Source organism: Bradyrhizobium sp. BR14999 (genome assembly GCF_056106085.1).
In genome coordinates this window covers 5,937,510-5,949,967 of sequence record NZ_CM148536.1, presented here as the reverse complement: position 1 = coordinate 5,949,967, position 12,458 = coordinate 5,937,510, and the positions used below count along the sequence as shown (strand labels likewise).

General features: G+C 63.9%; 14 protein-coding genes and 1 pseudogene. 10 read left to right on the top strand and 5 right to left on the bottom strand.

Annotation, left to right across the window (positions count from 1 at the left end; translation table 11 throughout):
* Positions 1–43: 43 nt before the first annotated feature.
* From ACR9YP_RS27945 to ACR9YP_RS27930, 4 genes are all read left to right on the top strand, one after another.
* On the top strand, positions 44–1,297 hold the full coding sequence (locus tag ACR9YP_RS27945; RefSeq protein WP_474217629.1) for a serine hydrolase domain-containing protein: 1,254 nt from the start codon (positions 44–46) through the stop codon (positions 1,295–1,297).
* Positions 1,298–1,504: 207 nt separating this feature from the next.
* Positions 1,505–2,386 (top strand): AraC family transcriptional regulator, encoded by an 882-nt coding sequence (locus ACR9YP_RS27940; RefSeq protein WP_438108947.1) that lies wholly within the window; start codon positions 1,505–1,507, stop codon positions 2,384–2,386.
* Positions 2,387–2,515: 129 nt separating this feature from the next.
* Positions 2,516–3,178, top strand: a complete 663-nt coding sequence (locus ACR9YP_RS27935; protein ID WP_438108945.1) for an SRPBCC family protein — start codon at positions 2,516–2,518, stop codon at positions 3,176–3,178.
* Complete coding sequence (locus ACR9YP_RS27930; protein ID WP_091894923.1) at positions 3,178–3,540, top strand: ArsR/SmtB family transcription factor; 363 nt, start codon at positions 3,178–3,180, stop codon at positions 3,538–3,540. The genes ACR9YP_RS27935 and ACR9YP_RS27930 overlap by 1 nt, the downstream gene beginning before the upstream one ends.
* 38 nt (positions 3,541–3,578) lie before the next feature.
* Here the strand turns inward: ACR9YP_RS27930 and ACR9YP_RS27925 are convergent, their stop codons facing one another.
* Positions 3,579–4,076 (bottom strand): peptide deformylase, encoded by a 498-nt coding sequence (locus ACR9YP_RS27925; RefSeq protein ID WP_438108943.1) that lies wholly within the window; start codon positions 4,074–4,076, stop codon positions 3,579–3,581.
* Positions 4,077–4,152: 76 nt separating this feature from the next.
* Between ACR9YP_RS27925 and ACR9YP_RS27920 the strand changes: the two genes are divergently transcribed.
* Both ACR9YP_RS27920 and ACR9YP_RS27915 read left to right on the top strand, forming a co-directional pair.
* Complete coding sequence (locus ACR9YP_RS27920; protein ID WP_438108942.1) at positions 4,153–4,737, top strand: TetR/AcrR family transcriptional regulator; 585 nt, start codon at positions 4,153–4,155, stop codon at positions 4,735–4,737.
* Between the two features lie 93 nt (positions 4,738–4,830).
* Positions 4,831–5,409: a DUF308 domain-containing protein gene (locus ACR9YP_RS27915; RefSeq protein WP_438108940.1), complete on the top strand. Its 579-nt coding sequence runs from the start codon at positions 4,831–4,833 to the stop codon at positions 5,407–5,409.
* 16 nt (positions 5,410–5,425) lie between these two features.
* On the opposite strand, the pseudogene ACR9YP_RS27910 reads toward ACR9YP_RS27915, so the two are convergent.
* A pseudogene (locus ACR9YP_RS27910) lies at positions 5,426–5,547 on the bottom strand (cupin domain-containing protein); the annotation flags it as partial.
* Positions 5,548–5,681: 134 nt separating this feature from the next.
* On the opposite strand from ACR9YP_RS27910, the gene ACR9YP_RS27905 reads away from it, so the two are divergent.
* The 3 genes from ACR9YP_RS27905 to ACR9YP_RS27895 all read left to right on the top strand — a co-directional run bounded on the left by ACR9YP_RS27905 (position 5,682) and on the right by ACR9YP_RS27895 (position 8,949).
* A complete protein-coding gene (locus ACR9YP_RS27905) occupies positions 5,682–6,698 on the top strand; it encodes an alpha/beta hydrolase (protein ID WP_474217628.1) in 1,017 nt (338 codons plus the stop codon).
* Between the two features lie 191 nt (positions 6,699–6,889).
* On the top strand, positions 6,890–7,918 hold the full coding sequence (locus ACR9YP_RS27900; protein WP_438108935.1) for a putative zinc-binding metallopeptidase: 1,029 nt from the start codon (positions 6,890–6,892) through the stop codon (positions 7,916–7,918).
* The gene (locus tag ACR9YP_RS27895) at positions 7,915–8,949 is read left to right on the top strand and encodes a D-alanine--D-alanine ligase family protein (RefSeq protein WP_176945956.1); all 1,035 of its coding nucleotides are present in this window, start codon (positions 7,915–7,917) and stop codon (positions 8,947–8,949) included. The genes ACR9YP_RS27900 and ACR9YP_RS27895 overlap by 4 nt, the downstream gene beginning before the upstream one ends.
* Positions 8,950–9,025: 76 nt before the next feature.
* Here ACR9YP_RS27895 and ACR9YP_RS27890 read toward each other — a convergent pair whose 3' ends face one another.
* Entirely contained in the window at positions 9,026–9,484 is a 459-nt protein-coding gene (locus ACR9YP_RS27890) for a cupin domain-containing protein (RefSeq protein ID WP_438108933.1), read from the bottom strand.
* Positions 9,485–9,843: 359 nt separating this feature from the next.
* On the opposite strand from ACR9YP_RS27890, the gene ACR9YP_RS27885 reads away from it, so the two are divergent.
* A complete protein-coding gene (locus ACR9YP_RS27885) occupies positions 9,844–11,064 on the top strand; it encodes an MFS transporter (RefSeq protein WP_438108931.1) in 1,221 nt (406 codons plus the stop codon).
* 21 nt (positions 11,065–11,085) lie between these two features.
* On the opposite strand, the gene ACR9YP_RS27880 is transcribed toward ACR9YP_RS27885, so the two are convergent.
* Positions 11,086–11,472, bottom strand: a complete 387-nt coding sequence (locus ACR9YP_RS27880; RefSeq protein ID WP_438108929.1) for an ester cyclase — start codon at positions 11,470–11,472, stop codon at positions 11,086–11,088.
* Between the two features lie 57 nt (positions 11,473–11,529).
* Positions 11,530–12,402: a bifunctional helix-turn-helix transcriptional regulator/GNAT family N-acetyltransferase gene (locus tag ACR9YP_RS27875; protein ID WP_091894945.1), complete on the bottom strand. Its 873-nt coding sequence runs from the start codon at positions 12,400–12,402 to the stop codon at positions 11,530–11,532.
* Positions 12,403–12,458 lie beyond the last annotated feature (56 nt).

Here is a 12,458-nt window from a genome sequence, read left to right as displayed (position 1 = left end):
CCCATGCTACGACACCAGCTCGCTGCTTCCGGAGCCCGTCCTCATGTCAGTCATTGCCGCCCCCAATCAACCGCCCGTTGCCGAAACTGACCCCGAATCCTTTGGCTGGATGCGCGGCTTCCCGCCGGCGCCCGAGCGCACCATCACCTTCCAGGACGGCTCATTCCGCAGTTTCCCCGAGCTGCGCTGGGCCTGGAGCAACATCCGCCAGCTCGTCCCCACTGTGAACGTCTGGCGCGGGGCGGGGCCCGCATCACCCCTGCCGCGCGAGGATCATGACATCGGCGCGGTGGCCTCGACCACGATGGACGGGCGGCCCATGACGTTCGCGAAGATGCTGGAGGAGACGTACACCGACGGCATCGCGGTGCTGCATCGGGGCAGGCTGATCTATGAGCGCTACTTTGGCGCATTGAAGCCGCAGAAGCCGCATATCGCGATGTCGGTGACGAAATCGTTCACCGGCGTGCTCGCGGGCATGCTGGTCAGCGAGGGCAGGATCGATCCGCAGGCGCCGGTCACGGATTATGTGCCGGAGCTGAAAGCGAGCGCGTTTGGGGACGCGCGCGTGCACGAGGTCATGGATATGACCACGGGGCTCGCCTACACCGAGGTCTATACCGACAAGAATTCGGATGTGTGGGGGCTGCGGCGCGCCAACGGCATGGCGCCGATCCCGCCCGGTTATGAAGGCCCTACCACGATCTTCGATTTCCTCGTCGCACAGAAGAAGCAGGGCGAGCACGGCAAGGCCTTTGCCTACAAGACCGTCAACACGGACGTGCTGGCCTGGATCATCAGGCGCACCAGCGGCATGACGCTGTCCGATCTCCTCTCCGAGCGCATCTGGCAGCCGATGGGTGCGGAGGAGGACGCGCATTATCACGTCGACCGCATCGGCACCGAGAGTGGCGGTGGCGGTCTCTCCACCAGCTTGCGCGATCTCGCCCGCTTCGGCGAGACCATGCGCAATCACGGCCGCTTCAACGGCCGCCAGATCGTGCCCTCGTCCGTGGTCGAGGACATCGCGCGCGGCGGCGATCCCGAAAAATTCAAGCCGGCCGGCTACACCACGCTGCCGGGCGCCTCCTATCGCAACCAATGGTGGGTCACGCACAACGCGCACGGCGCCTACATGGCGCGCGGCGTCTATGGCCAGGGCATTTATATCGATCCCAGGGCCGAGATGGTGATCGCGCGCTACGCCTCGCATCCCATGGCGGGCAACGCCGCCAACGATCCCGTGACGCTGCCGGCCTACATGGCGCTGGCAAAGGCGCTGATGGCGGGCGGGTAGGGCGCGTCGGGACGCCGGTCCTCGTAGCCCGGATGGAGCGAAAGCGTAATCCGGGACTGGCCAGCCGCATCGCGCGGCTGCCTCTGTGGCAAGAATCCCGGATTGCGCTGCGCTCCATCCGGGCTACGGATCTTTGCCAAACCGCAAGATCGGTCGAGCACGCCTCGGCCGTCAGCGACGAGATGGAGCCGCCACGGAGGAGGGACGATGAAGGCGGCGCTGCAAAACTATCGGGACCGGATGCGACGCGTGCTGGACCATATCGACCGGCATCTCGACGACGATCTGGACCTGGAAACCCTAAGCGGTGTTGCGGCCTTCTCGAAATTTCATTTCCACCGGCAGTTCGCGGCGACCTTCGGGCTATCCGTGCATCGCTATGTCCAGCTGGCCCGCATGAAGCGTGCTTCGCATCAGCTCGCCTACATCGACGCCCTTGATGTCACTGACATCGCGATGGATGCCGGCTACGACGCTCCGGATGCCTTCGCCCGCGCCTTTCGGCAACGGTTCGGACAATCGCCGTCGTCGTTCCGGAAATCTCCCGACTGGGAGCCGTGGCTTGCGGCCTTCGGGCCTCTCGACAACGCCAGGAGCAAGCTCATGCAGACGACCTTTACCGCTGACGACGTGACGATCCGCGATGTGCCCACCACCAAGGTGGCGATCATGGAGCACCGGGGCGACCCGGCGACGCTTCCTGCCACCATCCAGCGCTTCATCGCCTGGCGCAAGGCAGCGGGCGTGCACCCCAAGACGAATCCGACCTTCAATGTCTGGCGCTCCGAGCGCCGGCCTGCCTCGCCCGCCGGTTACAGCATCGACCTTTGCGTCGGCACCGACCGGCCGATCGCGGCCAATGGCGAGGAGATCAAAGCCGGCGAGATCCCTGGTGGACGCTGCGCCGTGCTGCGCGTCGTCGGCTACACCGACAATCTGGAGCCCGCCGCGCTCTATCTCTATCGCGACTGGCTCCCGGCCAGCGGCGAGGAAGCCCGCGACTTCCCGATCTATTGCCAGCGGCTGAGCTTCTTCCCGGAGGTGCCGGAGCATGAGACGGTCGCGGAACTCTTCCTGCCGCTGAAATAGGATCTGCTGGCGGCGGCCTGTCCGATCGCAAGAAGCGGGCAGGCCGCAATCTACGCGATAATATAAGGCTTGACTTATATTAGTGCGGATCGATATTCCTTGTCGCGCAAAGCAATAGGGAGGAACGCAATGGAGATCGACGTCGCCAGGGTCTTGGGGCTTGTCACGCGTTCAGTGCGCAATTTCGAGAAGGACGGAAAACCGGCGAGCGCGGTGACTCTCACGCGTCTTTACGACACGAGCGTCGACGATCTCTGGGACGCCGTGACCAGCAGCGAGCGCATTCCACGCTGGTTCCTGCCGGTCGAGGGCGATCTCCAGCTCGGAGGAAGGTACCAGCTTAGGGGCAATGCGGGCGGCACCATCACGGCGTGCACGCCTCCGACCCATTTCGCCGCGACGTGGGAATTTGCAGGCGCGGTGAGTTGGATCGATGTCAAGCTGGCAGCAGAACGTAGTCAGGCGCGTTTGACGCTCGAGCATACCGCGATCATCGAGGATCATTGGAATCAGTTCGGTCCGGGTGCGGTGGGTATCGGTTGGGATCTCGCTCTTGCGGGACTTGAGCGATATGTTGCGACCGGGGCATCGGTCGATCACGAGACGGCCGAGGCATGGATGGGCTCGCCTGAGGGCAAGGAATTCATGACGACAAGCGGCGAGCTTTGGCGCGCAGCGCATGTCGCAAGCGGGGTGGATCCTGCCTCGGCAAAGCAGCGCTCGGACCGCACCATTGCGTTCTATCGCGGCGAGATGCCGCCCGACATCGCGCATCCCGGCACGGGAAGCTGATGCACGTCTTCGAAGTCCTTGCCGATCCCGTGCGCCGTCGCATCCTCGAGCTGCTGGCGCTTCAGGAAATGGCGTCCGGCGAGGTCGTCGACGTGATCGGGGCCGAATTCGGAATCACGCAGGCGGCGGTCTCGCAGCACCTCAAGGTGCTGCGCGAGAGCGGCTTTGCAAGCGTTCGGGCGGAGGCGCAAAGACGCCTCTATTCGGTCGACGTTGCCGGGCTTCGCGCGGTGGATGCCTGGATCGGCCAGTTCAGGAATTTCTGGGAGCCGAAGCTGGACGCGCTGGCAACCGAGATCGCGCGCGGCAAACGCGAGCGTCGTAACGCGCCAATGACCAAGCGGAGCGGGAAGAGGGCTTGAGGACGTGGCGATGGGCGGAAGCCGCCATCACATCACGGTCACTCTCGCGATATCTTCTCGAACCGCTTCACCAGCCGCTCCCGTTTCAGCCGCGACAGCCGCTGGATCCAGAACATGCCGTCGAGCTGGTCGATCTCGTGCTGGTGGCACACCGCGCGCAAGCCATCCGATTCCTCGGACTGCATATTGCCGTCAACATCCTGATAGTCGATCCGCACGCGGGCGTGGCGCTGCACCTCGTCGTTGACTCCAGGCATCGAGACGCTGCCCTCCCGGTGCAGGATCATCTCGGGCGAGGCCCATGTGATCTCCGGATTGACATAGGTCTGCGGGCCGTCTTTCGAGTCGAGCTCGAGCACCACGACCCGCAGGGGCACGCCGATATGTGGCGCGGTGATGCCGATGCCGGGCGCAGCGCGCATCGTGTCGAGCAGGTCCTGCGCGAGTTCGCGCAAGCCGTCGTCGAAGACGGTGACGGGGCGGGCAGGGCTCGCGAGCCGGCGGTCGGGATAGCGGATGATCGGGCGGATGGTCATGCAGGCTCCTACCACTCACGGATCGTTGAAGCGCCCCTTCTTGATTGTCTACCAACTGGAAGGTAGATAGCTTGACATGAGCAATACTTCATCCACGGCCGACGACATTCTGGCCTGCGCACGTACGCTGATCATTGCAGGCGGCTACAACGGCTTCAGCTACGCCGATGTGGCTGAAGTGGTCGGCATCCGCAAGCCGAGCATCCACCACCATTTCGCCAGCAAGGTCGATCTGGTCCGCACCCTCGTGTCGCGCTATCGCGAGGAAGCTCAGGCTGGATTGGCTGCACTCGAACGCAACATTCCAGACCCCGGTGAGCAGCTCAAAAGCTACGTTGCGTACTGGGAAACGTGCATCAAGGACGCGACGGCGCCCTTCTGCGTGTGTGCGCTCCTGGCCAGCGAGCTTCCGATCCTGCCCGAGGACGTGGCAGTCGAGGTCCGGGCTCATTTCCGCGCGCTGGCCTCATGGCTGACAGCGGTGATGGAGCGCGGCAAACGGCAGGGGCGGCTCCAGCTCTCCAGCACCGCGCGGGTCGAGGCGGAAGGATTCATGGCGACCGTTCACGGCGCGATGCTGTCGGCGCGCGCCTATGGCGATCCCAAGATGTTCGGGACCATCACCCGGCCACTGCTGGACCGGCTTTCCACCAGGCACTGACGGACAAGGTCGATACAGGCTGCAAAGCATCGCGGCGGCGCGGTGATTCGGCTTCGCATGTAAATCTACCAACTAGTAGGTAAGGAGCAGACAATGAGTGATCGTGAGATGGTCTTGGACGCGGCCGACGATGCACAATGGCTAAAGCACTATTATTTCCTGCGTGCGGCGTTTTCCGTCGCCTGGGTCATCGCGGCCTTTGCGATCGCGCCGTCGTCTGCGGTGATCACCGCGACGTTGCTCGTCGCCTATCCGGCATGGGACGCCGCGGCCAATTATCTCGACGCGCTCTGCAGCGGCGGGGTGACCCAAAACCGCACGCAGGTCCTCAACGTGCTGGTCAGCCTGGCGACCACCATCGCGGTCATCCTGGCCTTGCAGGTGAGCATGAACTGGGTGCTCGGAATCTTCGGGGCCTGGGCGATCCTGTCCGGATTGCTTCAGCTCGGCACGGCCGTGCGGCGCTGGAAGCGTTTCGGCGCGCAGTGGACCATGGTGCTCAGCGGTGGCCAGTCGGCTCTGGCGGGCGGCTTCTTCATCTTCCAGGCCTCGATGCCTGCAGTGCCGTCGATCGCGAACGTCGCTGGCTATGCTGCGGTCGGCGCGCTCTACTTCCTGGTCTCGGCGGTCTGGCTCACCGTCAGCACGTGGCGCCGCAGCGCTGCCATGTGAAGCTGCGCTGCTGACGTCACGCCGGATACGGCGTGCCGTCCTTGTGCAGAAGCGACCGTCGGATGCTGGGCTCATCATGTCGATGTCGGAGCAGGTGATGCCGTCCTCTTGCGAACGCGAGCCGACTTCGAGATAAATCACTGAGAACGCAGGGGCGGCTACTGCACATGGGGATTCTCGAATTTTTGTTGGCGCGGCCGAATTTGCCCTGCATCGGCGCTTCGCATAACAATGCTGCCAACAAGAAACATCGAGAACGGAGGAAGCGCCTCATGCGCAGGACCCTGATCGCCCTGGCAACAGCCATCGCAACAGCAACGCCGGCCGCGGCCGACTATCTCGTCAAGGAGGTCGGCAGCTTCCACATCGGTGGTCGCACCGAGACGCTGAACGGGCTTGCCTCGAAGGAGATCGTGTTCTCGCCCGGCGCGCCGCCGATCAAGGTCGATCCGAACGGCGAGTTCGAGGTCGAGCAGATGTATGTCCAGTTCGTCAAGCTCGCGCAGCCGAAGTCGAAGCTGCCGCTGCTGCTCTGGCACGGCGGCGGCCTCTCCGGTGTGACCTGGGAGACCAAGCCCGACGGCAAGCCGGGCTGGCAGCAGTTCTTCCTCAATGCCGGTTATGACGTCTACGTCTCGGATGCGGTCGAGCGTGGCCGCGCCTCCTGGGCGCGCTATCCTGAAATCTTCAAGAGCGAGCCGTTCTTCCGGCCCAAGAAAGAAGCGTGGGAGCTGTTCCGGATCGGACCGAGCTACGAGGTCGGCGGCAAGCGCGAGGCGTTCGAGGGCGAGCAGTTCCCGATCGAGGCGTTCGACCAGTTCGCCAAGCAGGGCATTCCACGCTGGGCCACGAACGACGCTGCCACGCAAAAAGCCTATGACGCGCTGGTGCAGAAGGTGTGCCCCTGCATCATCGTAGTGCACAGCCAGGGCGGCAATTTCGGCTTTACTGCCGCGCTCAATGCGCCCGACAAAGTCAAGGCGCTGATCGCCGTCGAACCGTCAGGCGCGCCTGATCCCGCCAAAGCCGATGCCGCAAAACTCAAGGGCGTGCCGCATCTGATCGTGTGGGGCGATTTCCTGGACAAGGTCCCGGTGTGGTCGAAGCTCGTGGTCAATCCGACGAAATGGGGGCAGGCGATCGCGGCGGCCGGCGGCAAGGTCGATACGTTCGAGCTGCCCAAGATGGGGATCAAGGGCAATACCCACATGATGATGATGGACCGCAACTCCGACGACATCGCCAGGCTGGTCAACGATTGGATCGGGAAGCAGGGCCTCGCCAACTAGGGCATGTACTCACAAGCGTTGGGCTTCCGAGCCCAAACCGGAAGTCGTCCCGCCTGGACGTTAATGGCGGCCGATGACCCGAAGCCGATGCGGGCTGCTGAACAACGGCACGTTGCGAAGGCTCGAGTTGTTGCCAGCAGCATCCTATGACATCATCTAACTACCGGGTTGTTAGGACTTCCAGATCCGCTATGCCACGCCGGAAATATCATTGGGAACGGCTGTCGGATGATCAGTTGCTCAAGCAACGGCTCAGCAGCCTGAGGGTTGCGGTCGAAGGCACTTGGCTCGAGGATTGTGTCCGCACTCTCCACGAAGAGCTCGAAGAGCGGGGCATCCGGCTGCGGCCACATACATGGATCTCGAGCGAATGGTTTAGTCCGGCAGGCGTTCCCGGCATTGCCATCCCATTTTATCTCGCCCATCCCCGCTTGATGAAGCTCGAGAAGAAGATGATGTTCGATGTCGAGGGTGGAACTTGGCGCGAGTGCATGGCCATCCTCCGTCACGAGGCGGGCCATGCCATGCAGCACGGCTACCAATTGCAGCGCCGCCGGCGCTGGCAGCAGCTGTTCGGCCCGTCATCGAAACACTACCCGCGCTACTACCGGCCCAATCCGGCCAGCCGGCGCTATGTCCAGCATCTGCGCCTCTGGTACGCGCAGAGCCATCCCGACGAAGACTTCGCCGAAACTTTTGCAGTGTGGCTGCGGCCGCGCTCGAACTGGCGGACGCGATATGCCGGTTGGCCAGCGCTGAAGAAACTCGAATATGTCGACGAGCTGATGGGCGAGATTGCGGGAAAGCGACCGCTGATCACCACGCGAGAGCGTGTCGACCCGCTGCGCCAGCTCAGCGAAACACTCGAAGACCATTACAAGAAGAAGCAGGCGTTCTACGCCTTCACGCCGCCGAAGACCTACGACCGCGACCTCTCCAGGCTCTTTTCCGCCGACTCACGGCATAAACGTGGAAAACCGGCTTCGGTCTTGATCAGGCGACACCGTGCCCAAATCAGGCAATTGGTCGCGCGGTGGACGGGCGAGAACCAGCTCACGCTTGATGCGGTGCTTGACGACATGATCTCTCGGTGCCGCGAGCTCGATCTGCGTGCCGTCGGACCGGAGCAGAAGCTCGTCCTCGACTTCACCGTCCTCGTGACCGCCAAGACCATGCACGCGCTGTTCGGCCCATCGCGCCGCAAATGGATCGCACTATGAGACGACTTCGCATTCTGGTGCTCATGCATCCGGACTTCATGCCACCGGACTCGACCGACGGATACACCGCGCAACAGATCAACGAATGGAAAACAGAATATGACGTGGTGAGCACCTTGCGCGCGGCCGGCCATGAGGTTCGCCCCCTCGGCGCGCAGGAGGAAATCAGGCCGGTGCGCGACGAGATCGAGAGCTTCAAGCCGCACGTGGCCTTCACGTTGCTGGAGGAGTTCCACTATAACGTTGCCTATGACCAGCACATCGCGAGCTATCTCGAGCTGATGAAGGTCCCGTATACGGGCTGCAACCCGCGTGGCCTGATCCTGGCGCGCGGCAAGGACCTGTCTAAGACGCTGGTGCATCATCGCCGGATCGCGGTCCCGGCCTTCGCTGTCTTCCCGATGCGCCGCAAGGTCAAGCGACCTGCGCATCTCGCGCTGCCGCTGATCGTCAAGAGCCTGAACCTGGATGGATCCTTCGGCATCTCGCAGGCATCCATCGTCGATACGGACGAGAAGCTCGCAGAGCGGGTCGCGTTCATCCACGACCGGAGCGAAACCGCCGCCATCGCCGAGCAGTTTATCGAGGGGCGGGAGCTTTATGTCGGCGTGCTCGGCAATAATCGGCTGCGAGTTCTGCCCATTTGGGAGCTAAAGTTCGGCAGCATGGGCGGGCGCAGGTCACGGCATATCGCCACCGAAAAAGCCAAGCACGATACCGATTATCAGGAGCGTGTCGGGATAGTCGACGGACCGGCGACGGACCTCGCACCCGAAGTCACCGCTCGCATTCAGCGAGCCGCAAAGCGCATCTACCGAGCGCTTGGGCTCGATGGATACGCGCGCATCGATTTTCGCCTCACGGCCGATGGCACGCCGTATTTCATCGAGGCGAACCCCAATCCCGAGATCGCAAAGAGCCAAGAGTTCGCTACAGCGGCTCGGCACGACGGACTTGACTACCCGGACCTGCTGCATCGCATTCTGGCTCTCGGAATTAGCCGGGCAAAGGCGGGCGTATCCGTAGGCTGAGAGGCAACGCGAGACGGGCAGCATGTCGTTGCATCTCCCGACCCGGATGGCAGGCTGCGCGGGCTCATGAATCCACCTAGTCCGGATACGGCGTGCCGTCCTTGTGCAGGAAACGGCCGTCGGATGCCGGGCTCATCATGTCGATGTCGGAGCAGGTGATGAGGTCGGCTTGCGAGCGCGAGCCGACTTCGAGATAGACGGCCGTCGTGTTCGACCTGTTGATCATGTGATGGCCGTTGCCGCTTGCCTTTGGGAAAGCCGCGCAGTCGCCTGCGCACAACACGGTTTCGCCGTCGTCCTCGATCAGCGTCACTTCGCCTTCAAGGATGTAGACGAACTCGTCCTCGTGCGAATGCCAGTGCCGCTGGCTCGACCAGCCGCCCGGCGGCAGGCGCATCAGGTTGACGCCGAAATCTGACAGGCCTCCGGCATTGCCGAGCCGCTGCCGGATGCGGTCGGCGCATGGGGCGCTGAAGGGCGCGGGATAGCCGGAGCCCTTGCGAGCCGGCACTGTGGCGAGATCGATCTTTGGCATCGATGGATTTCCTGCAATTCACGGAGCAGATGGCAAGGCGCATGGTCGGACACAGCCGCGTGCCGCGGCCGCGCGGCGCGCGTCTGGAGAGGGACGGACCGATGGTCACGATCAGAAATCGTGGACGAGATCAGGATCTATCGAATGATGCCATTGTGTCGGTGTTTTGCCCGACGCGTCAAACCGCAGTCGCAAGGCCGTAAGTCATTGATCCGGCAGGGGCCGGCTACTGTGCATGGGGTTGTTTTCGCACATTTTATTGGCAGGTCACAAAAGCGTGCGGCAAAAATGACGTTGCGCTGTCGGCCGGCGCTGTTCCCGTTCGTCTTCCACCCAGACAGATCTGACGGGAGACCAAAATGACTCAATCCCCCTACCGCTGGGTGATCGTCGCCGCCGGCGGCCTGCTTGGCTGCGTCGCGATCGGCGGCATGTTTTCGTTGCCGGTGTTCCTGCAGCCGATCGCGAAGGACACCGGCTGGTCGGTGACCGGCATCTCCAGCGCGATGACGATCGGCTTTCTGGCCATGGCCTTCACCAGCATGGTCTGGGGCACGCTGACGGATAGATTCGGGCCGCGGCCGGTGGTGCTGACGGGATCGACGGTGCTGGCACTGAGCCTGTTCGCCGCGAGCCATGCGACCTCGCTGGTCGTGTTCCAGTTCGTATTCGGCCTCCTGGTCGGGGCGGCCTGCGCGGCGATCTTCGCGCCGATGATGGCGACCGTGACCGGCTGGTTCGAGACCCAACGCAGCCTCGCCGTGTCGCTGGTCTCGGCCGGCATGGGCATGGCGCCGATGACGATGGCACCGTTCGCGGCCTGGCTCGTCTCCGGCCACGATTGGCGCACCTCCATGCAGATCGTCGCGCTGGTGGTCGGCGCCATCATGATCCCGGTCTCGTTCCTGGTGCGCCGTCCGCCGGCTCTGGCGCATGCTGCCGCTGCACCAAAGGGCGAGGGCGCGGCGCAGGGCGAGTTGTCAATGGGCGAGGCGCTGCGCTCGCCGCAATTCTTGATCCTGCTCGCCACCAACTTCTTCTGCTGCGCCACTCATTCCGGTCCCATCATCCACACCGTCAGCTATGCGGTGAGCTGCGGCATTCCGCTGGTCGCGGCGGTGACGATCTACAGCATCGAGGGTTTTGCCGGCCTGGGCGGCCGCATCGCCTTCGGCGTGCTCGGCGACCGCTTCGGCGCCAAGCGCGTGCTGGTGTCGGGCCTCCTGCTCCAGGCGTTCGGCGCGCTCGCCTATGTCTTCGCGCATCAGCTCGCCACGTTCTACGCGGTCGGCGCCGTCTTCGGCTTCATCTATGCCGGCACCATGCCGCTCTACGCCGTTCTCATTCGCGAGAACTTTCCGCTCAAGATGATGGGCACGGTGATCGGCGGCTCCGCGATGGCCGGCAGCCTCGGCATGGCGACCGGCCCGCTCGCCGGCGGCCTGATCTACGACGCGTTCTCGAGCTATGCCTGGCTCTATATCGCCTCCTGGGCGATGGGCCTCGGCGCCTTCCTGATGGCAATGACGTTCCGCCCCTTCGCAAAGCCGCAAGGCGAGGCGGCACCGGTGCCGGCGTAAGTTCGAGATCGAGGCGCAGCGTCAGAGCTGCGCCTCGATCGCCGCCTTGTCGATCAGCGACCAGACCTGCCGGATCCGTCCATCGTGGAACGCATAGAAGACGTGCTCGCAAAAGGATACGCGCTTGCCGTTCACGTCGAGGCCCAGGAATTTTCCGGCCGGCGTGCAGTTGAATGTCAGCCGGCAGGCGATGGTGGGCGGATCTGAGGTGAGCAGCGCGATGTTGAAGCGCAGATCCGGAATCTCGCGGAAATCCTGCTCCAGCATCGCGCGATAGCCGGACAGCCCGAGCGGCCGGCCGTTGTGGACGACATCGTCATGCACGAACCGGCCGAGGGCCGGCCAGTCCTGCCGGTTCAGGCAGGCGATGTAGCTGCGATAGGTCTCGGCGAGATCGGCGCTGTTCATCGGGAAGCTCCCATGCTGCAAGCACAACGCAGCAGGAGGCGAATTCGCCTCGCGTCGTCACAGCTGCTTTTCGAAAAACAGATCGGGGTAGGGATCGTCATTGAAGCGCGGGATCTCACGCCAGCCGGTGCTGCGGTAGAGCTGGCCGGCCTCGGGCAGCGCGCTGTTGGTATCGAGCCGCAGCAGCGTGATGCCGAGCTCGCGCGCAGCATCCTCGGTCGCATCCATCAGGCGGCGGCCGAGCCGCAATCCGCGCGCGGCGGGCGCCACCCACAGACGCTTGATCTCGGCATAGCCGTGATCGGTGCCCTTCAATCCGACGCAGCCGATCGGCAGCGTGTCCGAGATCGCAACGATGAAGGTGCCGCGCGGCCGGCGCATGTCCTTGGCATCGGGATCGCGCGAGCGCGAGACATCAAACCCCTGCTTGAAGCGGCGCCCGAGCTCGGCATAGTACTCGCCGAGGCAATGGCGGGCCTCCGCGCTTTGCGGGTCCATCTCGTCCAGCGTGACTCGCTCGCGCGTCAGCGCGGAGGCGATCAGGTCCATCGCCGCCAGCAGCGCCTCGGCTTGCGAGTGTTGCGCCAGGATGCCGTCGGCCTGCGCGTTCGACAGCGCCTCATAGGCCGCGAACTCGCGCCGGCCCGCGCGCGTGAGTTTTGCCATCCGCCGGCGCGCATCGTCCTCACGCGCGTTGGTCTCGATCAGCCCTTCGTCCTCGAGGCTGCGGAGCAGCCGGCTCATCAGCCCGGAGTCGAGGCCGAGATAGTCGCGGATCTCCGCCACGTCCGAGCGTCCGTGCCCGATCGCGTTGAGCACCCGCGCCGCCCCGAGCGGCCGGCCACGCCCCAGGAACGAGGTATCGAGCGCACCGACGGCAGAGGTGACGGCGCGGTTGAAGCGGCGGACGCGGGAGACGGGGTCGAGCATAATGTCTGACTTTAGTCAGATATGCCCCGCTGTCAACGCAAACTGCCTTCGGCGTC